Origin of the sequence: Henriciella sp., assembly GCF_029937755.1 — a bacterium.
In the GTDB taxonomy this organism is placed as follows: domain Bacteria; phylum Pseudomonadota; class Alphaproteobacteria; order Caulobacterales; family Hyphomonadaceae; genus Henriciella.
This window is the reverse complement of sequence record NZ_JAPYPG010000001.1, coordinates 938,062-963,884: the sequence shown is the minus strand read 5'-3', so window position 1 is coordinate 963,884 and position 25,823 is coordinate 938,062. Positions and strand designations below refer to the sequence as shown.

The 25,823-nt window shown below is 62.2% G+C and carries 26 protein-coding genes; 18 read left to right on the top strand and 8 right to left on the bottom strand.

The window, feature by feature from the left end:
* Window positions 1-218 precede the first annotated feature (218 nt).
* The 6 genes from Q1K29_RS04880 (at window position 219) to Q1K29_RS04855 (ending at window position 3,568) form a co-directional block, all read left to right on the top strand.
* Window positions 219-425, top strand: a complete 207-nt coding sequence (locus Q1K29_RS04880) for a twin transmembrane helix small protein (RefSeq protein WP_300391835.1) — start codon at window positions 219-221, stop codon at window positions 423-425.
* Between the two features lie 20 nt (window positions 426-445).
* Complete coding sequence (locus Q1K29_RS04875; protein ID WP_300391834.1) at window positions 446-1,027, top strand: cob(I)yrinic acid a,c-diamide adenosyltransferase; 582 nt, start codon at window positions 446-448, stop codon at window positions 1,025-1,027.
* Between the two features lie 4 nt (window positions 1,028-1,031).
* Window positions 1,032-1,448, top strand: a complete 417-nt coding sequence (locus tag Q1K29_RS04870) for a hypothetical protein (RefSeq protein WP_300391833.1) — start codon at window positions 1,032-1,034, stop codon at window positions 1,446-1,448.
* 49 nt (window positions 1,449-1,497) lie between these two features.
* Complete coding sequence (locus Q1K29_RS04865; RefSeq protein ID WP_300391832.1) at window positions 1,498-1,758, top strand: DUF3297 family protein; 261 nt, start codon at window positions 1,498-1,500, stop codon at window positions 1,756-1,758.
* A 134-nt stretch (window positions 1,759-1,892) separates the two neighbouring features.
* Window positions 1,893-2,639, top strand: a complete 747-nt coding sequence (locus Q1K29_RS04860; protein WP_300391831.1) for an electron transfer flavoprotein subunit beta/FixA family protein — start codon at window positions 1,893-1,895, stop codon at window positions 2,637-2,639.
* Window positions 2,639-3,568, top strand: coding sequence for an electron transfer flavoprotein subunit alpha/FixB family protein (locus Q1K29_RS04855; protein ID WP_300391830.1), 930 nt, complete (start codon window positions 2,639-2,641; stop codon window positions 3,566-3,568). Before Q1K29_RS04860 ends, Q1K29_RS04855 begins: the two co-directional genes overlap by 1 nt.
* 74 nt (window positions 3,569-3,642) lie before the next feature.
* Here Q1K29_RS04855 and Q1K29_RS04850 read toward each other — a convergent pair whose 3' ends face one another.
* Together Q1K29_RS04850 and Q1K29_RS04845 are read right to left on the bottom strand one after the other, a co-directional pair.
* Window positions 3,643-4,398 carry a Sir2 family NAD-dependent protein deacetylase gene (locus tag Q1K29_RS04850; RefSeq protein WP_300391829.1) on the bottom strand — a complete coding sequence of 252 codons (756 nt, stop codon included), beginning with the start codon at window positions 4,396-4,398 and terminating at the stop codon, window positions 3,643-3,645.
* A gap of 21 nt (window positions 4,399-4,419) precedes the next feature.
* Entirely contained in the window at window positions 4,420-5,208 is a 789-nt protein-coding gene (locus tag Q1K29_RS04845) for a MauE/DoxX family redox-associated membrane protein (protein WP_300391828.1), read from the bottom strand.
* Window positions 5,209-5,516: 308 nt separating this feature from the next.
* Here Q1K29_RS04845 and Q1K29_RS04840 point away from each other — a divergent pair, with 308 nt between their 5' ends.
* Window positions 5,517-6,395, top strand: a complete 879-nt coding sequence (locus Q1K29_RS04840; RefSeq protein WP_300391827.1) for a 3-hydroxybutyryl-CoA dehydrogenase — start codon at window positions 5,517-5,519, stop codon at window positions 6,393-6,395.
* A gap of 4 nt (window positions 6,396-6,399) precedes the next feature.
* Here Q1K29_RS04840 and Q1K29_RS04835 read toward each other — a convergent pair whose 3' ends face one another.
* Complete coding sequence (locus tag Q1K29_RS04835; protein WP_300391826.1) at window positions 6,400-7,512, bottom strand: aromatic ring-hydroxylating dioxygenase subunit alpha; 1,113 nt, start codon at window positions 7,510-7,512, stop codon at window positions 6,400-6,402.
* Between the two features lie 108 nt (window positions 7,513-7,620).
* Here Q1K29_RS04835 and lepA point away from each other — a divergent pair, with 108 nt between their 5' ends.
* Window positions 7,621-9,426: a translation elongation factor 4 gene (lepA, locus tag Q1K29_RS04830; protein ID WP_300391825.1), complete on the top strand. Its 1,806-nt coding sequence runs from the start codon at window positions 7,621-7,623 to the stop codon at window positions 9,424-9,426.
* 95 nt (window positions 9,427-9,521) lie between these two features.
* Entirely contained in the window at window positions 9,522-10,613 is a 1,092-nt protein-coding gene (locus Q1K29_RS04825) for an alkene reductase (RefSeq protein WP_300391824.1), read from the top strand.
* 26 nt (window positions 10,614-10,639) lie between these two features.
* Here the strand turns inward: Q1K29_RS04825 and Q1K29_RS04820 are convergent, their stop codons facing one another.
* The gene (locus tag Q1K29_RS04820; RefSeq protein WP_300391823.1) at window positions 10,640-11,956 is read right to left on the bottom strand and encodes a dicarboxylate/amino acid:cation symporter; all 1,317 of its coding nucleotides are present in this window, start codon (window positions 11,954-11,956) and stop codon (window positions 10,640-10,642) included.
* 161 nt (window positions 11,957-12,117) lie between these two features.
* Here Q1K29_RS04820 and Q1K29_RS04815 point away from each other — a divergent pair, with 161 nt between their 5' ends.
* On the top strand, window positions 12,118-12,924 hold the full coding sequence (locus Q1K29_RS04815; protein WP_300391822.1) for an enoyl-CoA hydratase-related protein: 807 nt from the start codon (window positions 12,118-12,120) through the stop codon (window positions 12,922-12,924).
* Here the strand turns inward: Q1K29_RS04815 and Q1K29_RS04810 are convergent.
* Entirely contained in the window at window positions 12,921-14,681 is a 1,761-nt protein-coding gene (locus Q1K29_RS04810) for a hypothetical protein (RefSeq protein WP_300391821.1), read from the bottom strand. The genes Q1K29_RS04815 and Q1K29_RS04810 overlap by 4 nt on opposite strands.
* A complete protein-coding gene (locus Q1K29_RS04805) occupies window positions 14,671-14,811 on the bottom strand; it encodes a hypothetical protein (RefSeq protein ID WP_300391820.1) in 141 nt (46 codons plus the stop codon). The genes Q1K29_RS04810 and Q1K29_RS04805 overlap by 11 nt, the downstream gene beginning before the upstream one ends.
* 88 nt (window positions 14,812-14,899) lie before the next feature.
* Between Q1K29_RS04805 and Q1K29_RS04800 the strand changes: the two genes are divergently transcribed.
* The 4 genes from Q1K29_RS04800 (at window position 14,900) to Q1K29_RS04785 (ending at window position 19,336) form a co-directional block, all read left to right on the top strand.
* On the top strand, window positions 14,900-15,481 hold the full coding sequence (locus Q1K29_RS04800) for a shikimate kinase (RefSeq protein ID WP_300391819.1): 582 nt from the start codon (window positions 14,900-14,902) through the stop codon (window positions 15,479-15,481).
* A 4-nt stretch (window positions 15,482-15,485) separates the two neighbouring features.
* Window positions 15,486-16,604, top strand: coding sequence for a 3-dehydroquinate synthase (aroB, locus tag Q1K29_RS04795; protein WP_300391818.1), 1,119 nt, complete (start codon window positions 15,486-15,488; stop codon window positions 16,602-16,604).
* A gap of 3 nt (window positions 16,605-16,607) precedes the next feature.
* A complete protein-coding gene (locus tag Q1K29_RS04790; protein ID WP_300391817.1) occupies window positions 16,608-17,879 on the top strand; it encodes an HlyC/CorC family transporter in 1,272 nt (423 codons plus the stop codon).
* 80 nt (window positions 17,880-17,959) lie between these two features.
* On the top strand, window positions 17,960-19,336 hold the full coding sequence (locus tag Q1K29_RS04785) for a vWA domain-containing protein (RefSeq protein WP_300391816.1): 1,377 nt from the start codon (window positions 17,960-17,962) through the stop codon (window positions 19,334-19,336).
* 160 nt (window positions 19,337-19,496) lie between these two features.
* Here the strand turns inward: Q1K29_RS04785 and Q1K29_RS04780 are convergent, their stop codons facing one another.
* Window positions 19,497-20,324 carry a hypothetical protein gene (locus tag Q1K29_RS04780; protein WP_300391815.1) on the bottom strand — a complete coding sequence of 276 codons (828 nt, stop codon included), beginning with the start codon at window positions 20,322-20,324 and terminating at the stop codon, window positions 19,497-19,499.
* A gap of 116 nt (window positions 20,325-20,440) precedes the next feature.
* Window positions 20,441-21,226: a 3-hydroxybutyrate dehydrogenase gene (locus Q1K29_RS04775; RefSeq protein ID WP_300391814.1), complete on the bottom strand. Its 786-nt coding sequence runs from the start codon at window positions 21,224-21,226 to the stop codon at window positions 20,441-20,443.
* A 77-nt stretch (window positions 21,227-21,303) separates the two neighbouring features.
* On the opposite strand from Q1K29_RS04775, the gene Q1K29_RS04770 reads away from it, so the two are divergent.
* The 4 genes from Q1K29_RS04770 to Q1K29_RS04755 all read left to right on the top strand — a co-directional run bounded on the left by Q1K29_RS04770 (window position 21,304) and on the right by Q1K29_RS04755 (window position 25,814).
* Window positions 21,304-21,735, top strand: a complete 432-nt coding sequence (locus Q1K29_RS04770) for a DUF350 domain-containing protein (RefSeq protein WP_300391813.1) — start codon at window positions 21,304-21,306, stop codon at window positions 21,733-21,735.
* A 14-nt stretch (window positions 21,736-21,749) separates the two neighbouring features.
* Window positions 21,750-22,580: a serine protease gene (locus tag Q1K29_RS04765; protein ID WP_300391812.1), complete on the top strand. Its 831-nt coding sequence runs from the start codon at window positions 21,750-21,752 to the stop codon at window positions 22,578-22,580.
* The gene (pyrF, locus tag Q1K29_RS04760) at window positions 22,577-23,458 is read left to right on the top strand and encodes an orotidine-5'-phosphate decarboxylase (RefSeq protein WP_300391811.1); all 882 of its coding nucleotides are present in this window, start codon (window positions 22,577-22,579) and stop codon (window positions 23,456-23,458) included. The genes Q1K29_RS04765 and pyrF overlap by 4 nt, the downstream gene beginning before the upstream one ends.
* Before the next feature lie 118 nt (window positions 23,459-23,576).
* Window positions 23,577-25,814: a PQQ-dependent dehydrogenase, methanol/ethanol family gene (locus tag Q1K29_RS04755; RefSeq protein WP_300391810.1), complete on the top strand. Its 2,238-nt coding sequence runs from the start codon at window positions 23,577-23,579 to the stop codon at window positions 25,812-25,814.
* Window positions 25,815-25,823 lie beyond the last annotated feature (9 nt).

Genomic DNA, 25,823 nt, shown 5'->3' with positions numbered 1-25,823 from the left:
GAGTGAGGCCTTACTATTGCGCCTCCCAAGCACTGGAACGCTATGCTCCAGCACTTCTGAAAATATACCTTCGGATTGCTTGGAGCAATGTGCGGCGAGGTGAAATCTTTGTTATCTGGCTCCGCCATTTCCCTTGCGACGAGGAGGCGCAACCCTGCGGGCATGACACCGGGCCCGCGAGCCCCTAAGTAGGGCTCTGTCTCGACGAAGGATCCAGCATGGCCAATCTGCTTACAATCGGCTTCTACCTCGCACTTGCCGTCTTGCTTATCGTGCTCGTCCTTGGGCTGGTGAACCTGACACGGACCGACGCAAACCAGGCGAGCCGCTCCAACAAGCTGATGCGCATGCGCGTGATCGTGCAGGCGATTGCCATTGCGCTCCTGTGCGCCCTTGGCTTTGTCCTGGGCGCCTTCGGAGGCTGATCGGCAAGAGGAGCCCGTCCATGGTCAAACTCGACAAGATCTACACCAAGACCGGCGACAAGGGGAAAACCCGGCTGGCAACGGGCGAACCGGCCGACAAGTGGCATCCGCGCGTCGTCGCCTATGGGGGTGTCGATGAAGTGAACGCCGCGCTGGGCGTGGCCGCGCATGCGGCTGAAGGGGACTTGGCCGAAGCGATCCACCGTATCCAGAACGATCTGTTCGATCTCGGCGCCGATCTCGCGACCCCGGATCGCGGCAAGGATCTCGGCTGGGAACCCCTGCGTATCGTCGCTGCCCAGGTGGAGCGCCTCGAGCGGGAGATCGATGCGATGAACGCCGATATCCCGCCGCTGGACAGCTTTATCCTGCCCGGCGGATCGCTGCTCGCCGCCCAGCTTCACGTCGCCCGCGCAACCTGCCGGCGCGCAGAGCGTGATGTCGCGCGCCTGTCCGGTCTTGAGGAGGAAGCCGTGAGTGCCCCGGCGCTGGCCTATATCAACCGCCTGTCTGACTGGCTCTTTGTCGCCTGCCGTGCCGCCAACAATAATGGTGCCGACGACATCAAATGGGTTCCGGGCGCGAACCGGGACAACGGCTGAACCGGTGGCCGGGCCGCTACACACCCGTTTTCTCGGACACTGGGAACTCGACCCCTCCTCCTGCGCCTACCAGCAGGGCGAGCCGCCAGCCAGCGGCACCTATACGATCCGCGAGGAGGGCGATGAGCTTGTCTTCGACATGGCGTGGACCGACAAGGCCGGGCAGGACCATTCGGCCTCATTCCGGGGCAAGCCCGACGGCGTCGCGGTCCCCTTCAACGGGACCGATCTGGTCGACAGCTTTACCATCACCGCGGAAAGCAGGAGCGAACTCAATTCCTCGGCCTCGCTGAAGGGCGAGACGCTGATGCACGCGACACGGACGCTGATCGATGATGAAACCATGCGGATCGTCCAGACGGTCTACCTGCCTGACGGCTCGGCGCCTACCAATCGCTCAGTCTATTACAAGCGCGGCTAGCAGCATCAGGGCTTGAGCAAACCGCCGCTTCAGGGCAAACCATCGCGCCATGAGTGATACACCACCAGACCGCCTGAGCCTCGACCCGCGCAGCCCCTATTATGACGAGGCGCTGATTTCGCGCGGCGTCGGCGTAAACTTCAAGGGCCAGGAACGCACCAATGTCGTCGAATATTGCCTGTCGGAAGGCTGGATCAAGGTCGTCGCCGGCAAGTCGCTGGACCGCAAGGGCAACCCGCTGACCCTGACCTTGAAAGGCCCCGTCGAGGTCTGGTTCGAGGACGCCAGTAACGGCGAGGCCAGCGAATAGGCCGCTCACGAGGCCAGTGATAGTCGGCTATCGCGACGAATTGACCTTTACGTTAGCGACAAGCTTGATTGTTGATCGCGGGTTCTTTAGGTGATCGCGAGACTTCAGGATCGTAGAAATATGGGAGCCAGCCGATGAAGGTGCTCGTGCCCGTGAAACGGGTAATCGATTACAATGTGAAGGTCCGCGTCAAGTCGGACCAGACGGGCGTTGACCTCGCCAATGTGAAGATGTCGATGAACCCCTTCGACGAAATCGCTGTCGAAGAAGCCGTCCGCCTCAAGGAGAAGGGCGCAGCCGAGGAAATCATCGTTGTTTCCGTTGGCCCGCAGCAGGCCCAGGAAACGCTCCGCACCGCGCTCGCCATGGGCGCTGACCGCGGCATCCTGGTGAAGACCGATGATGCGGTCGAGCCCCTCGCTGTTGCGAAAATCCTCAAGGGCATCGTGGGCGAAGAAAGCCCCGATCTCGTCATTCTCGGCAAGCAGGCCATTGATGACGACTCCAACCAGACCGGCCAGATGCTCGCAGCCCTGCTCGACTGGCCGCAAGGCACCTTTGCCTCGGAAGTCGTGCTGGAAGACGGCAAGGCCAATGTCACCCGCGAAATCGATGGCGGCCTGCAGACCCTGTCGCTTCAGACCCCGGCCATCGTCACCACCGACCTTCGCCTCAACGAGCCGCGCTACGCGTCTCTCCCGAACATCATGAAGGCGAAGAAGAAACCGATCGACGAAAAGGCGCCTGGCGATTACGGCGTCGAGACCGCCGCCCGCCTCAGCGTCGTCAAGGTCACCGAGCCGCCGGAGCGTGAAGCCGGCGAGACGGTCGAGGACGTTTCAACGCTCGTGTCGAAACTCAAAGCTGAAGGAGCCCTCTAATGGCTGTTCTGGTTATTGCTGATCACGACAACGAGTCCCTTTTCGACGCGACCCACAAGACCGTCACCGCGGCCAAGGCCTTTGGCGGCGACATTGACGTGCTGGTGGCCGGCAAAGGCTCTGGTGCCGTTGCTGAAGCCGCATCCAAGATCGACGGTGTCCGCAAGGTCCTGCACGCTGAAGGCGATGCGCTCGAAAAGCAGCTGGCCGAGGCCATGGAAGCGCTGATCGTTCCGCTGGCAGACGGCTATGACGCCATCTTCGCCCCGGCAACCACGATGGGCAAGAACTGCATGCCGCGCGTCGCTGCCAAGCTCGACGTCATGCAGCTCTCCGACATCACCGGCATTGAAGGCACCGACACGTTCGAGCGCCCGATCTATGCCGGTAACGCGATCATGACGGTGAAGTCGTCGGATGCGAAGAAGGTCGTCACCGTTCGCGGGACATCCTTCGACGCTGCTGGCGAAGGCGGCTCGGCTTCGGTTGAATCCGTTGACGCGCCGGCTGGTCCGTTCAAGTCGGCCTTCGTCGAAGAGAAGATCGTCCAGTCCGACCGTCCGGAGCTCACCTCCGCGAAGCGTGTCGTGTCCGGTGGCCGTGCGCTCGGCTCGAAGGAAGAATTCGACCGCCTCATCGTGCCTCTGGCTGACAAGCTTGGCGCCGCTGTTGGCGCCTCACGTGCCGCAGTCGATGCCGGCTATGCGCCGAACGACTATCAGGTCGGCCAGACCGGCAAGATCGTCGCGCCGGAACTCTATATCGCTGTCGGTATCTCGGGCGCCATCCAGCACCTTGCTGGCATGAAGGACTCCAAGATCATCGTCGCGATCAACAAGGATGAGGAAGCCCCGATCTTCCAGGTTGCCGATTACGGCCTGGTCGCGGACCTCTTCAACGCCGTGCCGGAGCTGACTGAAGCGCTCTGATCGCACGCATGCGACTGATTCAGAAAAGCCCCGGACGCGTCCGGGGCTTTTTTTATGGGGTTTGAAGACCCTGTTCAGACCGTCTCTTCTAGCTCCTTGAGCACCTCTTCCATGAATGCGCCGATCTCGACGTTCAGCACCATGTTGGCATAGGAATCCATGTCGGTCGGTTCCCGGTTGATAATGGCGAGCTTGGCGCCAGCCCGCTTGGCCATGACGGGGATACCGGCCGCCGGATAAACCACCAGCGACGACCCAAGCACGATACAGAGGTCGCTCGCTTCAGCTTCGGCGGTTGCGCGCTCCATTTCACGTTCGGGCATCGGCTGGCCGAAAGAGATGGTGGCGGTCTTCAGCAGGCCCGCGCAATTCACGCAGATGATTTCCTCATCGGCTTCCCATGGCGCGCGAAGCTCCTCGATCTCGTGGCGCATCCCGCAGTCCAGACATTTGGCGTAAGACGCATTGCCGTGGATCTCGATCACCTGATGGTCCGGCACACCGGCATCCTGATGGAGATTGTCGACATTCTGTGTCACCACGGCGCCAACCTTGCCCCGCCTGACCAGTTCGGCAATCGCGTAATGGCCGGGATTGGGCTTGGCGCCGACCCAGCCCGCTGTGCGGTTAAAAACCCGCGACCACGATTCCCGGCGCGCTTCGCGTGAGGCGACGAAATCCTGGAAGTAGATCGGCTGCATCTTGCTCCAGACCCCGCCCGGCGAGCGGAAGTCCGGAATACCGCTTTCAGTGGATATCCCCGCGCCGGTAAAAACCATGACGCGCTCGGCGTGACGGATAAGGCTGGCTAACTCTTTGGCATTGCTCATGAATGCCAATGTAGTCGAGGCTTAGAACAGCATCCAGAGGCCCATCGCAATCATCATCAGATTCTCGGTCAGCGAGATGAAACCGAGCGGCACATTGGAGTCGCCGCCGACGCAGGCGCATTTCAGCTCGCGCTTGTCGATATAGACCGCCTTGAAGACTGAGACCGCACCGACCGTCCCGATGAAGATCGCAATCGGGGAAGCAATCCAGATCAATGCGCCCGCGATCATCAGGATACCGGCAATCGCCTCGCCGAACGGGTAGACGAAGGCATAACGGGTAAAGCGCTGCGCCAGCAGATCATAACCAAGGAACTGGTTCTGGAAGGCTGTCAGGTCCTGCAGCTTCTGGATTGCCAGGATGCACATCGAAATCGAGATGAACCACTCGACCGCACGAACCGTGAGCACCGTGCCGAACGCCGCCCAGCTCGTTGCAAGCGCCATCAGGGCCGCCGTCGCAAAGATGGCGATCACCGGCTGATAGGTCGTTTCGCCAGTCTTGTCTGAGGGCGCTTCCTTGCCGAAGAAATGCAGCAGGTCGTCATGACCACCGATCCGCTTGCCATTGATCCAGGTCTGCGGCGTGGTCTTTACACCATGCTCCTGCTGGAAGGCATCGGTCTCCTCGCGCGTTGTGAGGTGGTGGTCCTCGACGTCATAGCCTTCGCGCTTCAGCAGGTCGCGCGATTTCAGCCCGAACGGGCAGATGTGTGCGTCCATCACCATCCGATACAGAACCGCTGTTTTCGGCCCGCTGCGGGCCGCTGGATCCTGCTCGGTAACGGGTTTTTCCATCGTATCGGCCATTTGCGAGGTTCCGTCTGTGGTTTGGAGACTATTCCCTCTACCAGCGAAGAGCTCCCGCCGATGTTCCCCGATCGATAAGACCGGCCGGCTTGCATCGCTTGCGGGGGACCCTCGCGGCACCGGTTTTCGCGTCGCTAAAATCAGGGACAAGACTGCCGACTCCTGACCCGACATCGCCTGTGCCCGGGGGGCCACAACCAATCGGGGACTGAGCGGCTATCTGCTCACAAGACTTGATCTTTGACGCGCCGCACAATCAGTCTAGTGGATTACGGATTGTATAGAGTTGAAGGCCTTCGGAGAGCGGCATGAGCAATATCGGCACTGTCGGCGTGGTTGGCGCAGGCCAGATGGGCAACGGGATCGCACATGTCTGTGCGCTGGCCGGCTATGATGTTCACCTCAATGACGTTTCGGACGAAGCCCTCGCCAGGGGTATTGAGACCATCGAGGCGAACATGACCCGGCAGGTCTCCCGGTCCCTGATTACGCCGGAAGAAATGACGGCAGGCCTGAAACGCATCCAGCCCGGCACGGGGCTCGACGTCTTCGGCAAGGTCGATCTCGCCATCGAAGCGGCGACAGAGAACCGCGAAGTCAAGGAAGCGATCTTCAAATCCCTCTGCGACGTCGTACCAGAGCGCGCCTATCTGGCGACCAACACGTCATCGATTTCCATTACGCGCCTCGCCGCAACCACCGACCGGCCTGAAAAATTCATCGGCCTGCACTTCATGAATCCGGTGCCGCTGATGAAGCTGATGGAAGTCATCCGGGGGCTGGCGACCGACCAGGAAACCTATGAGATGGCGCTCGGCTTTGCCGACCGTCTCGGCAAGACGACCACGAACGCCGAGGACTATCCGGCCTTCATCGTGAACCGCGTACTGGTGCCGATGATCAATGAGGCCGTCTATGCGCTGTATGAAGGCGTCGGCACTGTCGAGAGCATCGACACCGCCATGAAGCTCGGCGCGAACCACCCGATGGGCCCGCTGGAACTGGCAGACTTCATCGGTCTCGACACCTGCCTCTCCATCATGCAGGTGCTCCACGATGGCCTCGCCGATACCAAGTACCGGCCCTGCCCGCTGCTGGTAAAATATGTCGAGGCCGGGTGGACGGGACGCAAGGCGAAACGCGGCTTCTACGACTATCGCGGCGACGAACCGGTCCCGACCCGCTAGGCGTCTAGCTCCGCCAGCGGAGGGTAACCGGCTCGATCGGGTTGGTGAAGGGCCGCTTCTCGGTCCGCGAGGCGGCCCATTCCTTCTTGAGCGTGCGGTACCATTTGGCCTGCACGTCGATATCGTCGATCCAGATCATCGCCTTCTGATACTTCATGCCTTCATTCTGCAGGTCGACGATATCGCCGTCCTGGCGCAGGAACTTCCGCGCGGCGGGCTTGAAGATCGGGATGGCGAGGTTGAGCAGTGGTGCGCCGAAAAACCAGGTCACCTGCGTAATCCGCGTCTTCTTCCTGTAGATCGGCGTCAGGCAGGTCAGTGTCAGCAGGCGGGCGGAATCATTCTCGACAATCTCCCAGCGATAGCCGGGTAGCTGGAAGATGATCTCCGTCGTCACCTTGCCGCCAAACACTGCCTTGTAGGCGAGCGAATTCGATGACGGCTGGTGGCGATCAATGGCCCAGCCGCGGTCGCGCGGCACAAAGGGCTTTTCCTTCAGCTTGAGGCCAACGCTCGGCGGGCGCCACCACCATTGCGAATGCACGAACGCCACATGCGCCGGGTCCATCAGGCCGACAACCGCATCGTCCATATGCGCATTGAACGTCTCTTCGATCACGAATTTCGGCTTGTCGGGCAGCTCACCGAAATCCGGCGGTGGCACATCCGGCTCACCTGCGAATTTCGGATCATGCGCGATGAAGACGAAGATCATTCCGTTCTTCTCGTGCACCGGATAACGGCGCACCTTGAAGCGGCTCGCCTCATACGGCTGCTCTTCGAGAACTGATGGCATGTGCCGACAAACACCGTCAGTGCCGAAACGCCAACCATGATAGGGGCACTCTACCGTCGGCTCACCCTTGGTCTCGATCATCTTGCCCGCTGACAACGGCACCAGACGGTGCGGACAGATATCGCGCAGCGCAAACGCCTCACCCGCCTCGGTTCGCCCCACCACAATGGGCTGGTCCAGCATGATGACATGTTTCAGGCCACCGGGTTTCAGCTCGCTCGACGGGCACGCCAGATACCAGTTATCGGTCAGCCAGCCTTCAGCGGTAATGCCGGGCTGGCTTTCGATCTTTGCGTCGATCAGGGTCTGTGTGTCGGCCATGGGCGCAGGTTTATACTGATTACGTCAATGCAGAAAGCAGGTAGAGACCACGATTGACAGCACGCAACCGCTAGGCGGGACGCCCAAGCCCCGCTATATGCCGCAGACATGACACCCCGCGACAAGATCCGCAATTTTTCCATCGTGGCGCATATCGACCACGGCAAGTCCACGCTCGCTGACCGGCTGATCCAGGTCACCGGCGGCCTAACCGACCGCGAGATGCGCGAACAGGTGCTCGATTCCATGGATATCGAGCAGGAGCGCGGCATCACCATCAAGGCCCAGACCGTCCGGCTGAACTATACTGCCAAGGATGGCGAGACCTACGTCCTGAACCTGATGGACACGCCGGGACACGTCGATTTCTCCTACGAAGTCTCCCGCTGCCTGGCCGCCTGCGAAGGCTCGCTGCTCGTCGTTGACGCCTCTCAGGGCGTCGAGGCGCAGACGCTGGCCAATGTCTATCAGGCCATCGATCAGGACCATGAGATCGTGCCGGTCCTCAACAAGATCGACCTGCCTGCCGCCGACCCGGACATGGTCAAGGAGCAGATCGAGGACATTATCGGGCTTGATGCCTCTGATGCGATCGAGACCTCGGCCAAGAACAATATCGGTATCGAGGATGTGCTCGAGGCGATCGTCCACCGCCTGCCAGCCCCGCCAGAAGGCGACGCCGACAAGCCGCTCAAGGCCTCGCTGATCGATGCCTATTACGACCCGTATCTCGGCGTTGTGGTCATCGTGCGCATTGTCGACGGCGTCCTGCGCAAGAAGCAGAAAATCCGCATGATGCGCGCCAAATCGACCTATGAGGTCGACAAGGTCGGCATCTTCGGCCCGAAACCGGTGGACGTGGATGAGCTTGGACCGGGCGAAGTCGGCTTTCTTACCGCCTCGATCAAGGAAGTCGCCGAAACCGCCGTCGGCGACACGATCACCGATGAAAAGAAGCCGACCGACAAGCCGCTTCCGGGCTATAAGGAAGTTGTGCCGATGGTATTCTGCGGCCTCTTCCCGGTCGATGCCGGCGACTTTGACGACCTGCGCGCGGCGATGTCGAAACTGCGCCTCAACGACGCCTCCTTTACCTGGGAGATGGAAACCTCGGCGGCCCTCGGCATGGGCTTCCGGTGCGGCTTTCTGGGCCTCCTCCACCTCGAAATCATCCAGGAGCGCCTGTCGCGCGAGTTTGACCTCGACCTGATCGCGACCGCCCCGTCGGTGGTCTACGAGATGACCATGACGGATGGGTCCGAAACCGAACTGCACAATCCGGCCGACATGCCGGACGTGGTCAAGATCGCCGAAATCCGCGAGCCGTGGATCTCCGCGACGATCTACACGCCGGACGAGCATCTCGGCTCCATCCTGCAGCTCTGCCAGGACCGGCGCGGCATCCAGAAGGAGCTTTCCTATGTGGGCGGCCGGGCGATGTGCAAATACGAGCTGCCGCTCAACGAGATCGTCTTCGACTTCTATGACCGGCTGAAATCCATCTCCAAGGGCTATGCGAGCTTCGACTATGAGATCATCGGCCATAAGCCGGGCGACCTCGTTAAGATGTCGATTCTCGTCAATGAAGAGCCTGTCGATGCCCTTTCCATGCTGGTGCACCGCGACCGCGCCGAAGGCCGGGGCCGCCAGATGTGCGAGCGGCTGAAGGACCTCATTCCCCGCCAGATGTTCAAGATTCCTATCCAGGCAGCCATCGGCGGGCGCGTCATCGCGCGCGAGACCATCTCGGCGCTGCGCAAGGACGTGACCTCGAAATGCTATGGCGGCGACGCGACGCGCAAACGCAAGCTGCTGGAAAAACAGAAAGCCGGCAAGCAGCGCATGCGCCAGTTCGGCAAGGTCGAAATCCCGCAGGAGGCCTTTGTCGCCGCGCTGCGGATGGATGACGACTGAGCCTGCCACCGCGGGGTTTCCCGACGTGATGGATGGTCGGCCACCCGGCATCTGACTAGACTTCCCGCCAAACCATAAGCGCGGGAGGCCAGGCAATGGCAGGCACGGACCTATTCGACCCGGTCGAATTCAATGGGCTGAAACTGAAAAACCGGATCGCGCTTTCGCCGCTGACCCGCGCCCGTGCCACAGCTGATGGCCATGCTGGCGAGCTGCAGGCGACCTATTATTCACAGCGCGCCAGTGCCGGCCTGCTTATCACCGAGGCGACAGCCGTGGTTCCGGGTGGGCGCGGTGGACCTTTCCTGCCCGGTCTCTGGGATGACAGCCAGATCGCAGGCTGGAAGCAGGTGACCGACGCGGTGCGCGCCAAGAACGGCCTCATCTTCAGCCAGCTTTGGCATGCCGGACGCCTCAGCCACTCCTCGCTCAGCGCTGACGGAAAGAGTGCGCCGGTCTCTCCCTCTGCCTTCGAGCAACCCGGCAAGATCTTCACCGAGCAGGGCCCGCAACCGTTCGAAGCCGTGCATGTCATGACCACGGCGGAGATCGCCGACATGGTCGAGGCATATCGACAGGCCGCCCGGCGCGCGAAAGAGGCAGGCTACGACGGCGTCGAGCTGCACGCAGCCCACTCCTACCTTATCTCATCCTTCCTCAATGACATGACGAACCAGCGCGACGACGCCTACGGCGGTCCGATCGAAAACCGCGCACGCTTTCTGAAGGAGATTCTCGAAGCTGTATTGACGGTCTGGGACGGGACGCGTGTCATGGTCCGCCTGGCCCCGCTTGGCCATGCCTACGGCACGTGGGACACCAATCCGGAGCCCCTGTTCACCCATGTCATCGACATGATGAACGGTCTCGGCATCGGCTGGCTCGACCTCGTCGAAGGCGATACCGGCGTCACGCGCACCCCAGATCCGTATTTCGATGTCCTGAAACTGCGAGACCGTTTCAACGGGCCGACCATTCTCAACAATCTCTACACGCGCGACATGGCGATCGACGCCCGCGAGAAAGACACTGGCGACATCATCGCATTCGGACGGCCCTTCATCGGTAATCCCGATCTTGTCGAACGGCTGAAGAAGAATGCTCCACTGCACGAAGCCGACCCCCGCGCCTATTATGCTGGGGGACCGAAGGGCTATATCGACTTTCCAACACTGGAAGAAGCCTGAGGCGCCAGCCCGCCCGCGCTGCGCCGTCAGTGCACCGCTTCTGGCAAGGCGTGGCGCTCTCCCAGCCACTTGTCCATGACGATGCAGGCCGTGAGGTCTCCCGACACGTTCACCGATGTCCGGCACATGTCCAGAATACGGTCCACACCCAGAAGGATCGCGGCACCGTCCGCCGGAATGCCGAGCCCTTGCAGGATGGTCGCGAGGATGACGATGCCCACCCCGGGCGTCGACGGGCTACCGATCGAAGCACCGACTACGGTGAAGATGAGCACCGCAAGCTCGACCGAGGACAGGTCCACCGCATAGAGTTGCGCAATGAAGAGTGCGGCGACCACCTGATAGAGCGCCGTACCGTCCATGTTCACCGTGGCACCAAGGGGGATGATGAAGCGCGCGACAGGGGGGCTGACATGCAGGCGGTCTTCGGCGATGCGCAGCGAGAGCGGCATCGTGGCCGCCGAGCTTGATGTCGAAAAGGCGAGCAGCTGGGCGTCGGCGATCCTGCTCGCAAAGTGAAACGGGTTGCGCCGGCCCAGGACCGACACGATGACCAGATAAAGCGCAAGCAGGATGACAAGCCCGGTAATGACCGTGGCAATATACGCAGACAGTCCGACGAGCGCGCTCATCCCGACCCGCAGCACGAAATCGAGAATGAGCCCGAACACCGCCAGCGGGGCAAGGCGCATCGCCCAGCCGACAATCTTCAGCGATACATCCTGCACCAGCTGGATCAACCGGAGGGCCGGCTCGGTTTTTTCGCGCGGCAGCGAGATAAGCGCGATCCCGGCAAAGATGGCCGCGACCACGATCTGCAGCAGATTCTTGGTAACCGCAGCCGAGAGGAGATTGGACGGGATAAGCTCTGCGATCTGCTCGGTGGCCGGGACACGGTCGATCGGAGCCACCAGCGTCTGGTCCGGGACGGGCGCAAGATCGAGCGTGCTGCTGTCGATATACTGGCCCGGCTCGATGATGGTCGCCACGGCGATGCCGATCAGAACGGCCAGGGCAGAGGTGGCGACGAAATAGGGGACGATCCGTGTCGCCGCCCGCTTCAGGAATTCCGGATCGCTCGAGGATGTAATGCCAAGGATGATGGACGAGCCGATCAGCGCAACAACGACCATCTGGATCATGTTGAGGAAGATCTGGCCCGGCAGGCGCGCCCATTCGCCGAGACTGTCAATCTGGCCGGGCGCCACAGCGACGGGGCTCCCCGAGCCCGGCGAGAGCAATATGCCCAGTGTGAGGGCGAGCATCATTGCGACAAGGATCTGGGCCCAGAGGCGGGATCGGATCAGGCCGCTTACAGCGTTCAGGCGAAGCATTCTGGCCATTAGGGTCCCTCCAGCCGTCCTCTTGCCTTATCTCTGCCAGAAGCCGGCAAGAGGTCAAAGGGCTGGAGCAGGACGCCAGCCCACGCATGCAGACCCCACGTCACCGATAGGCAGGCCAGCGCTCTGGCGCTAGACTTCCGCCAATAATCAGGGAGAACGCCATGCCGGACACTGCTGCGAATTTCGAAGAGCTGATCTATGAGGTCGCCGATCATGTTGCGACGGTCACACTCAATGCGCCGGACCGGATGAACACCATTTCCGGGCCGATGCTGGATGGATTGTCGCAAGCCCTTCTCAAGGCCGACGCCGATCCGGAGGTCCGCTGCGTGATCCTGACCGGCGCAGGCCGCGCCTTCTGCGCAGGGCTGAACCTCGAAAGCGCCACCAAGGGCGAGGGTATCGGCTCCGGCGCGGTCTCATCAGCCAGCCTGGACCTGCGCAACACCCCGCCCACCATCCTGTTCAACATGGACACGCCCACGATCTGCGCGATCAATGGTGGCGCGGCCGGCTATGGCATGGACACCGCGCTCGGTTGCGACATCCGCATCATGTCCGACAAGGCCAAGATGGCGGCAGCCTTCACCAAGCGCGGCATCCTGCCGGAAAGTGGCGGGACCTGGTTTCTGCCGCGTATGCTGGGCTGGGAGAAGGCATCGCAGCTCATCTTCACCGGCCGCACGCTGAAAGCCGATGAGTGCCTGGAAGAAGGCCTCTGCGCGAAAGTCGTGCCGCACGACACGCTGATGGACGAAGCCCGTGCGCTGGCGAAGGAAATCGCCGCCAATGCCCCGCTCGCCGTTCAGGCATCCAAGCGCCTTATGCGGATGGGACTGTCGGAGCCGTTCACCGAGCACGTCCACCATGTCTTCCTGCAGCTACTGCCGCTGATGCGCTCAGAAGATGCCCGCGAAGGGATGATGGCTTTCCTCGAAAAGCGCGAGGCCAAGTTCCAGGGCCGCTAGTTCCGCTCTGCCGCGAGGGTCCAGAGCTCACCCGTGTCCAGGGCGAGCGCCAGCGCCGCTTCTCCGGCCCCCATCTGTTTGAGCGTATCGAGCAGGACAGCAAGTGACGGTCCGGACAGCGATTCGATCTGACCATCGGTCTGGGTGAGGATGGTCAGCAGCGCTTCGCCCGACGCCCCCGCCCGTTCAGCCGAGCTAATGCCAAGCAGGATACCCGGCTCGACCGGCGGAGCCTCTATCTGCGACTGCGTGAGCGCCGAACGGGCCATGACCGGCATCGGCACATCAAAGCCAGACCAGACGGAGAAAAGCCGCAGCGCCGCCTGACGCTGGTTTTCCTCATAGCCTGTCTCCAGAAGCCTGCTGACAAGCGGCTCCAGGTCTGACGCTTCGCGGCGATCCCCAAACAGAAGGGCGTATCCCTCCAGCAGGGCCGCCTCGAAATGCGTTGCGTCCTCTGCGTCCTCGGGGATGGCATCCAGCCAGGTCATCGTCAGCCCGAGATCGCCACTGGCCAGGGCAGCGGCAGCAAAGACGATAGCGCTGTCTGCTGTATCCTCGCCCGCCGGCAGCGTATCCAACGCCTCTTCGAACAGGCGGGCTGTCACGGAAAAACTCACCGCATCGGAGGCCGACCGGGCAAGCGCATATTTTACGGCAAGGGCCTGCTGGGCGATCAGGGAAGGGCCTTCCTCTTCCTCACTCGCTCCCTCAGTCTCTTCGAGGTCTTCCGGCTCGATCGGTTCGCTCCAGTCATCCGTCATTGCCCTCAGATCGACCGGTCCAGCAGGGCCAGCAGCAATCTCGGAAACGGGTTCAGGCTCGGGCTCGGGTTCCCGGGCCAGCAGGACGAAAGCCGCCTCCACGGGCGTTTCCGGCTCGAAATCTTCTTCCTCGATCAGCGCTTCATAAAGCGCGCGATGCTGCTCGCCTGAAATGAGCCCCGCTTCGGCGGCAATTCCGGCGGCCGCGAGGCGCAGCGCCAGCGGACGGCCCTCATCCTCTGCGATGAGCAGCGCCAGATCCGGACGCGCAAGCGACAGGCTCTCACCATCGGGCTCGAGACCGGCCATTTCGGACATGGCCATTTCCAGGCCCGACCCATACCGGGCCGCCGGGCGGTCTTCCGGGTCGAGATCGGCCAGGACAGACACTGCGGCCTCGGTAAACCAGGGCTCCGCGCCCTCCTGCTGGCCGGCAATCTCGATAGCAAGCTCGGCCGAAGCCTCCTCACCATTTTTCAGGGTACAGAGCGCGCGCAGTTCCGACCAGAACCGGCCATCGCCGGTCACATTGGCCTGTGCGCAGACAACATCGACCTCTCCACGCGCCAGCCGGTTGTCCGACAGGATCACGTCCGGATTGATGCCTTCAATCTCATCGCCCGTCTGGCTGGCAAGCGATGCCGCAGCCCGGCGTTCGCCAAGGGCCAGCAGCAACCGGATGCGTTCAGCCTGCAGCATGTTGGCCAGGTCGCCCTCCGGCGCCTGAGCTGGCGACCGCAACGCAAGACTGAGCAGAGACGTCTCTGCTGGCGATAGCCGGGAGACATCAATGTGTTCGAACAGGGCAATCAGGTATTCCGGGTCGGAATTCGACCAGAGGTCCCGGCCAAGCCCGTCTTCTCCCCGCTCAAGGAAGCTGGCTGTCCACGGACTGATATCCCCCAGGCCTCCACTTTCGATCTGGGCCGTTGCCGGCAGGGAGGCACTGCAAAACAGGAGAGCGGCAGCGGCTGCACGCAGCCTAGAAGACATTATCGATCTCCATACGCACTTCCCCTTCATCAGGCATCGAGCCTTCGACTTCGGTACCCAGCCACCACAGCAGCGCCAGAACGCCCAATACCAGGACACCGAACAGGATAAACCACTTGCGCAAAGTCAAACCTCTCTCTCCGGCGCTGAATTTGCCGGAATCATTGCTCGCCTCGTGCGAGACTGTATAGGACAGTCAGTAGAGAAGCGAAAACCCGATGACCGCAAAGAGCAATTACTCAGGAGACGCTGGCAGAATTGAGGCGGCCCTTTCCGACCGCACCATTGCGCTTGTCGGCCTTATGGGTGCGGGCAAATCGACCGTGGGCAAACGGCTTGCCGACAAGCTGCACCGCAAATTCTACGACAGCGACAATGAGATCGAAAAGGCCGCAGGGCTTGCGATTTCGGACATATTCACCCTGCATGGCGAGACAGAGTTCCGGCGCGGCGAACGGCGCGTTCTCGAACGCCTGCTGAATGAAGAGCCGCACGTGCTGGCGACCGGCGGCGGCGCCTATCTCGATCCCGAGACCCGTGACCTGCTGCGTGAGAAAGCTGTGACAATCTGGCTCAATGCCGATCTTGAGACGCTCTGGCGCCGCGTCTCCCGGCGCAGCCATCGCCCCCTGCTCAAGGCAGACAACCCGAAAAGCGTCCTCAGCCGCCTCCTGAGCGAGCGCGCCCCGATCTATGAACAGGCCGACCTCGTGGTCCGCAGCGAGGAAGGCCCGCACAGGGCGACGGTGGAGGCGATCCTCCGCGCCCTTGAAGACTGGTCAAAGGCCCGTCATGGCTGAAACGATGAGTGAACCGAAACAGGTCCGGGTCGATCTCGGAGACCGAAGCTATGACATCCTGATTGGCGACCGCCTCCTTGAGGAGGCCGGGCGTCACATCTCTGCGCTGGTGCGCCAGCCGCGGGTCTTCGTCCTGAGCGACGAGACCGTCGCCCGCCTGCACGGCGACACGCTGACGGCAAGCCTGAAAGCCTCGGGCCTCGCCGCCATCACGAAAACGGTACCGCCGGGCGAGCAGTCCAAGTCCTGGCAGACGCTGGGCGAGGTGCTCGACTGGCTGCTCTCGCAAGGGGCCGGCCGCGACGATGTGCTGGTGGCCCTTGGCGGTGGCATTGTTGGCGACCTGACCGGCGTGGCCGCCTCCCTGATGAAGCGCGGCATGAAATTCGTGCAGATCCCCACAACCCTGCTTGCACAGGTCGACAGTTCGGTTGGCGGCAAGACGGCGGTGAATGCGCGGCAGGGCAAGAACTTGATCGGTGCCTTCTACCAGCCGCAACTCGTTCTTGCCGACACCTCCGTTCTCTCCACCCTGCCCGAGCGCGAGCGTCTGGCCGGATATGCAGAGATCGTGAAATACGCGCTGATCGATGATCCGGACTTCTTCGACTGGCTGGAGACACACGGAAAATCCGTCGTCGCGCTGGACCCCGGAGCACTCGGCGAAGCGGTCGCCATTTCCTGCGCCGCGAAGGCCCGGATCGTCTCTGAAGACGAGACCGAAGCCGGCGTGCGCGCCCTGCTCAATCTCGGCCACACATTCGGTCACGCGCTTGAAGCGGCCAACGGGTTCAAACCTTCGCTCCTGCATGGTGAAGGGGTCGCCGCCGGCATGGCCCTGGCGCTTCGCTACTCGGTCCGTCAGGGCCTGATGAACGGTCAGGATGCCGACAGAGCCAGCCGCTTGCTTGAAAGTGCGGGTCTGGTGACACATCTCAATCGCCTGCCAGGTGGGCCTTATCCAGCTGAAACGCTGACAGAAGCGATGAAACAGGACAAGAAGGCCCGGGCCGGTCGTGTACCGCTCATCCTGGCGCGCGGGCTGGGCCGTGCCTTTATCCAGCCGGACGCCGATCTCTCGGATGTCCGTGATTTTCTCAATGAGGAGCTTCAGCAGGGCTGAGCCATGATCATCGGAACCGCTGTCGCCATCCTGATACTACTCGGGATGTCAGCATTTTTTTCGGGCTCTGAAACAGCCCTCACCGCCGCTTCCCGCACCCGGATGCACCAGCTTGAGCGTGACGGGAACAAGCGTGCAGCCGCCGTCAATTCCCTGATCACCGACCGGGAACGCCTGATCGGCGCGATCCTTCTTGGCAACAATCTGGTCAACATTCTCGCCTCGGCGCTTGCGACCAACCTGTTTGCCAGCCTCATGCCGGGCGCCTATGGCGTCGCCGCCGCGACCGCCGTGATGACGGTGCTGGTCCTCGTTTTTGCCGAGGTGCTGCCGAAGACCTATGCGATCACACGCGCTGACTCGATGGCGATGTCGGTCGGCAAGCCGATTTCCTGGCTCGTCGCCGGGGTCTCATGGATCACGGTTCTCATCCAGGCCGTCGTGAATGCCACACTCCGCATGGTGGGAGCGGGTGCCCCCGATTCGGCCTTCACCGCCGAAGAGGAAATTCGCGGCACGATCGATTTCCACCACTCCGAAGGGGGCGTGGACGAGGCCGACCGCTACCGCCTTGTCGGCGCGCTCGACCTCAAGGACATGACGGTCGAGGAGGTGATGATCCACCGCAAGAACATCACCATGCTGGATGCCTCCGCCCCACCCGCCGACATCATCCGCCAAGCCCTGAACAGCCCGCATACGCGCATCCCGCTCTACAATGCCGAGGAAGACGAAATTACCGGCATCCTTCACATGAAGGACCTGCTGCGTGCCGTCGTCCAGCAGAAGGGCACGGTCGACGATGTGGAATTCCAGGACCTGCTGCGTGAACCGTGGTTCGTGCCCGAAACAACACCGCTGCAGGACCAGCTCGACCTCTTCCTGAAGGAGCGCAATCACTTTGCCCTCGTGGTGGATGAATATGGCGAGCTGCAGGGCCTGCTGACGCTGGAAGACATCCTGGAAGAAATCGTCGGCGACATTCGCGACGAGCATGACGTGCCCGTGCAGGGTGTCCGCCCGCAGGCCGACGGCTCCGTCATGGTCGAAGGCTGGGTCACGATCCGCGATCTGAACCGCGCCACGGGCTGGGACCTGCCGGACGAGGAAGCGATTACCGTGGCTGGACTGCTAATTCACGAAGCCCAGACCATTCCGGAACCCGGCCAGCGCTTTGCCTTCCACGGCCACCGCTTCGACGTCATCCGCAAGACGCGCAACCAGATCACCGGCCTGCGCATCGCGCCTGTGCCAGAGGAAGCCGAAAGCGAATAGGGCCAATCCTCCCGACCAGTGCCTTGATTGTGTCAGAATTTGCGGCCTAGCTTTGCGAAATGCAGACGAAGGGGACGCATATGAGGACCATTGCATGGAGCGCCGTGGCTGCTGCCGCGCTGATCGGTGTAGCAGCCTGTGCTACAGGAGAGGCATCGGACTCTGACGAGATTGTCGTGACCGGGTCGAGCGGTGGCGATGCTGCACCAGTGCCGGCCTCACCCCCGCCGTCGCCTCCACCTCCTCCGCCACCGCCGCCACCTTCCGAGGCAGCTGCAGAACGGGCCGAAGCGCCGACCGTGGCCCCGCCAGAGGGCCCTGAGCCGAGCACACCAAAACCATTGCCTCAGTCAGGCACGCTAACGGCCGGCGATTATGACGACCTGCTCAATCCCGGCCTCTACAAGGCGTATCTCGACAAGGCGCTGCAGGGGCCGCTTGGCCGCAAGGATCTGCCCTATGTCGATGCACAGGACCGGCTCGAAATCCGCCTGACCGACCGGCTCGGCAAGCCGATGCCATTCGCCGAAATCCTCGTTCAGGATGCTGACGGCGAGACCATGTTTCCGCTAGTGACAGGCGCGAAAGGGCAGGTCTTCCTGTATCCGGAGTTCGATGCGCTGGGCGATGCCATCACGCTGCAGGCATCCGCGCCGAACGGACGCGGCATTTCCCACACCATCGACCTCACGGCAGACGACACGCCGGAAAAGGTGACGCTGAGCTTCGACAGCGATGCGCCGAAGGTTGAGAAGCTCGACCTGCTGCTCACCATCGATGCGACAGGCTCGATGAGCGACGAGATGCGCTACCTGCAGAGCGAACTGCTCGCCATTCTCGACCGCGTGCGCGAAGGTCATGGCGGGCTCGACATCCATGCCGGCCTGATCGTCTATCGCGACACCGGCGACGTTTATGTCGTGCGCGATTTCGATTTCACCGGCGATCTCGACGCATTCATGGAGGACCTTGAGGCCCAGAGCGCGTCCGGCGGCGGGGATTTCCCGGAAGCCATGCAGGACGCGATGAAAACCGGCCTCGACTTCGACTGGCGTGATGATGCGATCAAGGTGAACATGCTCGTCGCCGATGCCCCGCCGCATGACGAGGACATCCAGGCGACCTGGGACAGCGCGCTCTATTCCCGCACGCGCGGCATCCATATCGTGCCGCTGGCCGCGAGCGGCGTCGATGACACCGCCGAATTCCTGATGCGCGCCATGGGCCAGATCACCGGCGGGCGCTATCTCTTCCTCACCGACGATAGCGGCGTCGGCAACGCCCACGCCGAACCCACCGTCGACTGCTACGTCGTCACCCGCCTCGACAGCCTCGTCGAGCGCGTGTTGAACGACCTCATCACAGGCCAGCGCGAAGAACCCGAGGGCGACGAGGTCATCCGCGTTGTGGGGGATTACAAGGCCGGGGTCTGCAAGGTGGAGGGCGTGGAGAACTAAGCCCCTACGCGCGCGGAAAGTTTGAGACATCCGCAAATGCATCGGAAGCCGCCCGCATGTTGAACGAGGTCGAACCCCATGGCGGGCTCTGCACGATATCTATGCGTGAAGCCCCATCCCCCACCCCGACCCTCTTCGCGGGGCGGGGTGGCGCCTTCTCCTAGAAGGTCGTTTCGACATCCTCGTCGATCTCTGGTTCCGCTCGTTCTTCATCCAGCGACCGTTCGGTGCCCGCCGCTATGCTGCGACGCGTCATGACCGCGCCCCAGTGACTCCAGTTCGCGGTGATCCTGATCTTCGAGTAGCTGTCATCGGGATCGGCGCTGAAGTATCTCGCCTCCAGGTCGGCAGGCCGGCCGGCGAGATAGTCGTATTGCAGCTCGGCCTCGGCCAGAGAGCATTCCAGCTTTGCGATGCGCTCGCTCCTCGGAATGCTGTCGCATTCCCGTTCCTTTGCCTTGTAGGCAGACTTGCGCTCTTCAAGGTCTGGCGCCGAAGCGCCGCTCTTGGACCATTTCTGATAGTAGTCATGATAATCGAGCTCGCCATACTTGCCCCGCAGGCGCGCATCGATCGTATCGACGCTCGGCTTGTCGGGATAATTCTCCTTGAACTCGATCAAGGTGGCGAAGACCTTGCTGGCGTCGGTCCCTGTGCCGGAGAGGTCCCGATTGCCGAAATCCACAACCACCTCCGCGCGGGGATAGGCCCGTCCGCTGCGCTGTTCTACCTGCGCCGTCGTCTTGCAGACCATCGACCCGGCATTGCCGTTGGAATTGATCAATGTCCCGTCGGCATTCACCATCAGGGAAAAATCGCATTCATAGCCGCGCTCCCTGAGCGCTGCGATGACAGTGTCTGGCGAATCACCGAGCTTCACACCGGAAATATCGAACCGGTTGAACGTCTCCGGCAACTCCACAATCTGCGCACTGGCTGCGCCTGCCAGCAGAACTGCGCCGCTTACGATAGTCATGGTCTTGTGCATTGAGCCCTCCCTCCAGAATTCAGCTTACCCTCTTTCGCCATAGATGAACCCTCGCTGAATAGGAAGACTTTGGAACGAATTTGAAAGTGTAACGAATATTGCAGCGCCAGCGGCTTCTACTGCGCCACCCAGCCGCCATCCATCTGCATCAGCGCGCCATTGATCTGGTCGCCGGACGGGCTGGTCAGGAAGACCGCCATCGCGCCGACCTGTTCGGCGGTGACGAACTGCTTGGTCGGCTGGGCCGCGAGCAGGACGTCATTCTTGACCTCTTCCTCACTGATGCCGCGCGCCTTGGCCGTATCCGTGATCTGGGCATCGACCAGCGGGGTGTGGACATAGCCCGGGCAGATCGCATTGCAGCGCACGCCATGCTCGGCGCCTTCCAGCGCGACCACCTTGGTGAGGCCCGCAATGCCGTGCTTGGCAGCGACATAGGCGGCCTTGTAGGGCGAGGCGACGAGGGCATGGGCGCTGGCGGTATTCACGATCCGGCCCCAGCCCTTCTCCTTCATCGGCGCCATCACCATGCGTGTGGTGTGGAACGCTGCCGTGAGGTTGAGGCCGATGATCAGGTCCCACTTAGCGACCGGGAAATCCTCGATCGGGGCGACATGCTGAACCCCGGCATTGTTGACGAGAATGTCGACCCCGCCAAAATCGCGCGTTGCATAGCCGATCAGGCCTTCGATCGCTTCGGGATCTGTCAGGTCGGCGCCGGAAAAGCCTACCTTCACGCCGAAGCGCGTCTCGAAATCGGCGACCAGCGCTTCGTCCTCGCCGGGCTTCACCAGGCCATTCAGGACGATATCTGCCCCTTCTGCTGCAAACGCTTCAGCGATCGCCTTGCCGATGCCGCTGGTAGACCCTGTAACAAGCGCTGTTTTCCCGCGATGCAGCATGTTTGCTCCAATGTTCTTGAGTGAGGCTTCGGGCTTGTTTAGGACAAAGCTTGAAAAGACAACAGTCCGAGGCGCGCATGGGTTCAGTTTTGCAGTCGTTCCAGGCTGGTTTTCCGACATTCCTGATATGGACCGGAACAGCTGGCGCCATGCTTTTGCTGGCATCGACGATCTACGTGTTGCTCACACCGTGGAAGGAACTCGCCCTGGTAAAGGGCGGAAATGCCACAGCGGGCCTGGCCCTGGCGGGCGCCATTCTCGGTCTGGCGATCCCGCTCGCCTCGTGCCTCGCCTCCAGCGTGTCTCTGCTTGATCTCATGCTGTGGGGAATGGTCGCGCTCATCCTGCAACTGCTCGCCTACCGGCTGACCGACCTCTTGCTGCGCGACCTTCCCAGGCGCATACAGGAAGATGAAGCCGGTGCCGCCATTGTCTTGATTTCGACAAAACTGGCGAGTGCAATGCTTCTCGCCGCCGGGCTCTGGGATCCGGCACTTCAACGCTTCTAGGAGGAGGACGGCTTTTGCGTTTCATCCCCGACTGGCTGGTCTACACGCTTGCTCTGCTCGCCATTGTTGGCGGCGTGTTTGTCAGCACGCCGGATGAAGATGCACCGCCCGCCACGCCAGACTCCATCGAACGCGAAGGCGCCACCCTGCCGCCGCCCTCTTCTTTTGACGAAACCGTACTGGTGCGCGTCGAAAGCCCGAAAGACGGGATCGGCACCGCCTTTTCCATCAATGCCGATGGCCAGTATCTGACCGCACGCCATGTCGTCGAAGGCTGCGATGATGTCTCCCTGCTGGTCGCGCCCGGCCAGTATCTGCCGGTGGAAGACATCGACATGTCGGAGACCAGCGACCTCGCCCTGCTCACGGCCAGGCCGAGCCTTGCGCCGGTCGCGCTCGATACGTCACCCGACCTGCGCGTCGGGTCGTATGGGTTTCATGTGGGATATCCGCAGGGGCGTCCGGGCGAAGCGGCCAGCCGTCTCATTTCACGCTCGCGTCTGATCACGAGCGGCCTGCGCAGCGGTGAGGAGTCTGTTCTCGCCTGGGCTGAAACCGGCCGGACAAGTGATCTGGAAGGCCCGCTTGGCGGTCTGAGCGGCGGACCCGTCTATGACGCCAATGGCAAGGTTCGCGGCGTGATCATTGCCGAAAGCCCGCGCCGGGGCCGCATCTACAGCGCCTCACCGGAAGCGATCGGCGCATTCCTCGAAAAGATGAATGTCGAGCCGCTGGGCGACCGTCCGCTTCCCATCGATGCGCAGTCCTATGGCGGCGCGGCAGACCGGGCCCGCCAGAACCTTCAGGTCGTGAAGGTTGCCTGTCATGTCGGCACCAACTCATGAACGCCTTCGCTGACCGGCTTGTGGCCGCGACGGAAGAGTTCGGCCCCCTCTGCGTCGGGATCGACCCGCATGCGGGCCGCATTCCTCAACTTTTCGGCGGTGACACGCCCGAAGGCATCGAGAATTGGGGCCTGGCCATGGTCGAGGCCGTAAAAGGCCGCGCCGGCGTCGTCAAACCGCAGGTCGCCTTTTTCGAACGCCATGGCTGGCAGGGGATGAAAGCGCTTGCCACCGTTCTCAAAGCAGCACGCGATTCCGGGCTCGTCGTTCTCGCGGATGCCAAGCGTGGGGACATCGGATCGACCGCCGAGGGCTATGCCTCGGCCTTTCTCACAGCCGATGCGCCCTTTGCCTGTGATGCGCTGACCATCAATCCCTATATGGGGATCGACACGATCGAGCCGCACGTCGCCGCCGCTGAGGCGAGCGGAAAGGGCGTGATCGTGCTTGCCCGGACCTCCAATCCCGGCTCGGCGGATTTCCAGTCGAAATCGCTTGAGGGCGCGCCACTTTTCGAACGCGTGGTCGAGGCGCTGGCCCCGATGATCGACCGCCTGAAAGGCGAAAGCGGCTGGTCCGGCCTGATGCTGGTGACGGGCGCCACGGGCCCCGACGAAGCGAGACGCCTTCGCATGCTTGCGCCGGACGCGCTTTTCCTCGTTCCCGGCTACGGCGCGCAAGGCGCTGGCGCCGGAGAAGCCCTGGCCGGCTTTCGCAAATCTGGCAACAGGCTCGTCGGCGGCGTCGTCAGCGCATCGCGGTCGGTCAACTTCCCGCCCGGCGCGTCGGATGCCACGACAATTGAAGCCTGGCAGACCGAGATCGCCGCCGCGATCAATGGCGCGCAAGCTGACCTGCTCTCTGCTGCCGGCGGCTGAGCCGCACCTTACCTTGGGTCCATCTCGACAAGTGCGCCCAATTCCGTAGCATAACCCGGAAATGGTCAGACCCGCATGCAGAACGGGCCGGCCACAGAGGGAAACACCGGGAGTGACCATGACATCCATGCGACTGCTTGCGACAGCAACCCTGTCAGCGCTCTGGCTGGCGGCGTGCGGCAATTCAACCGAAGACACAGCGAACACAGACACAGTGTCCGACGAGGCCCAGACTGAGGCACCGGCCGATGCGCAGGCGCCTGCCGCTGACGTTGACGGCGAGCGCCTCCTCAACGCAGCGGCAACACCTGAAGAGTGGCTGAGCTATAATGGCGGCTATGACGAACAGCGCCATTCCGGCCTGACCGGCATCAGAAAGGAGAATATCTCCGACCTTGCCCCCGCCTGGACCTATGACCTGAAGACCGGACGCGGCATCGAGTCGACGCCGGTCGTCGTTGATGGCGTCATGTACCTCACCTCCTCCTGGTCGGTCGTCTATGCGCTCGACCCTGTGACGGGTGAAGAGCTCTGGGTCCATGACCCTGAAGTCGACAAGGCGGTTGGCGTAAAGGCCTGCTGCGATGTCGTGAACCGCGGCGTCGCCGTCTATGACGGCAAGCTCTATCTCGGTGTGATCGACGGCCGACTGCAGGCGCTCGACGCGGAGACCGGCGATGTGATCTGGAGCAAGGTCACGGTCGACCAGTCCAAACCCTACACAATCACCGGTGCCCCGCGCATCGTGAAGGGCAATGTCCTGATCGGTAATGGCGGCGCCGAACTGGGCGTGCGCGGCTACCTCTCCGCCTATGACGCCGAAACGGGTGACCTTTCCTGGCGCTTCTACACCGTGCCGAACCCGAACAAGGAACCGGATGGCGCGGCCTCCGATGCGATCTTTGCCGAACTCGCCAACGACACCTGGGGGGACGACGGCGCCTGGGTCACCGATGGCGGTGGCGGCACTGTCTGGGACTCGATCGTCTATGACACCGAGAATGACCAGGTCATCTTCGGGGTCGGCAACGGCTCTCCGTGGAATGCCGACCTGCGCGACCCGGACGGCGATGGCGACAACCTGTTTGTCTCTTCCATCGTCGCGGTCGATGCCGATACCGGCGAATATAACTGGCACTATCAGACCACGCCGCGCGACAATTGGGACTATACGGCGACCCAGCACATTATGCTGGCCGACCTGCCGGTTGGCGAGGATGGCGAGAGGCGCCGTGTTGCCATGCAGGCCCCGAAAAACGGTTTCTTCTATGTCATCGATGCAGAGACAGGCGAACTGATTTCGGGCGAACCCTTCGCCACAATCAACTGGGCAGAGGGTCTTGATGAAGACGGCCGCCCGATCGAGAATCCGGAAGCCCGCAACAATGATCCGGCGACCTATAATGGTTTCGTCCAGGTGCCTGCGCCTTATGGCGCGCACAATTGGCACCCGATGGCGATGAACCCGGAACTCGGACTGGTCTATATCCCAGTCCAGGAGCTGGGCCAGGCCTACGTCACCGACCCGCGCTTCAAGTCGAAGCCGGCCAAGTGGAACACCGGCATGGACTTCTCCGCCGGCATGCCGCTCCGCTATCCGGAAGGCACAGTTCAGGCCCTGCGCGCAGCCACCAAGGGCCAGCTGGTTGCCTGGGACCCGGTCAAGCAGGAAGCCCGCTGGTCCGTCGATCACCCGGCGGCCTGGAATGGCGGCATCCTGTCGACCGAAAGCGGCGTAGTCTTCCAGGGCCGTCTCGACGGCACCTTCATTGCTTATGATGCGGCCACCGGCGAGAAGCTATGGAGCGATCAGCTGAACTCCGGCGCGCTCTCCGGACCGATGACCTATGAGATCGACGGTGAGCAATATGTCACCATCACCACAGGCTGGGGCCACGCTTTCGGCCTCGCGGCCGGCTTCCTCTTCAACGACGCCGTTCCGCCGGCCGTGGGCAAGGTGATCACCTTCAAGCTGGGCGGCGAAGGCACGATCCCACCGCTCGACACCGACCTGCTCGTCACGCCGGAACCGAAAACCGAAGTGTTCGGTGACGAAGAGATGCTGCAGGCGGGCCTCGTCCATTACTCGCGTAACTGCTCGGTCTGCCACGGCATGCTGGGCATTTCCTCAGGCGTTCTGCCGGACCTTCGCTGGTCGTCATACACCGCCAGCGAAGAAGCCTGGAAAGGCGTCGTGCTGGACGGAAACCTCGCCGACAACGGCATGGTCTCCTTCTCTGATGTGGTAACCCCGGAAGATGCCGAGGCCATCCGTGCCTACGTCGTCACCCAGGCGCACATGAAGGAAGCCCAGGCCGAAATGGGCGGTGCCGACACAGGCGGCGGTTCGCAATAGGGAATTGAC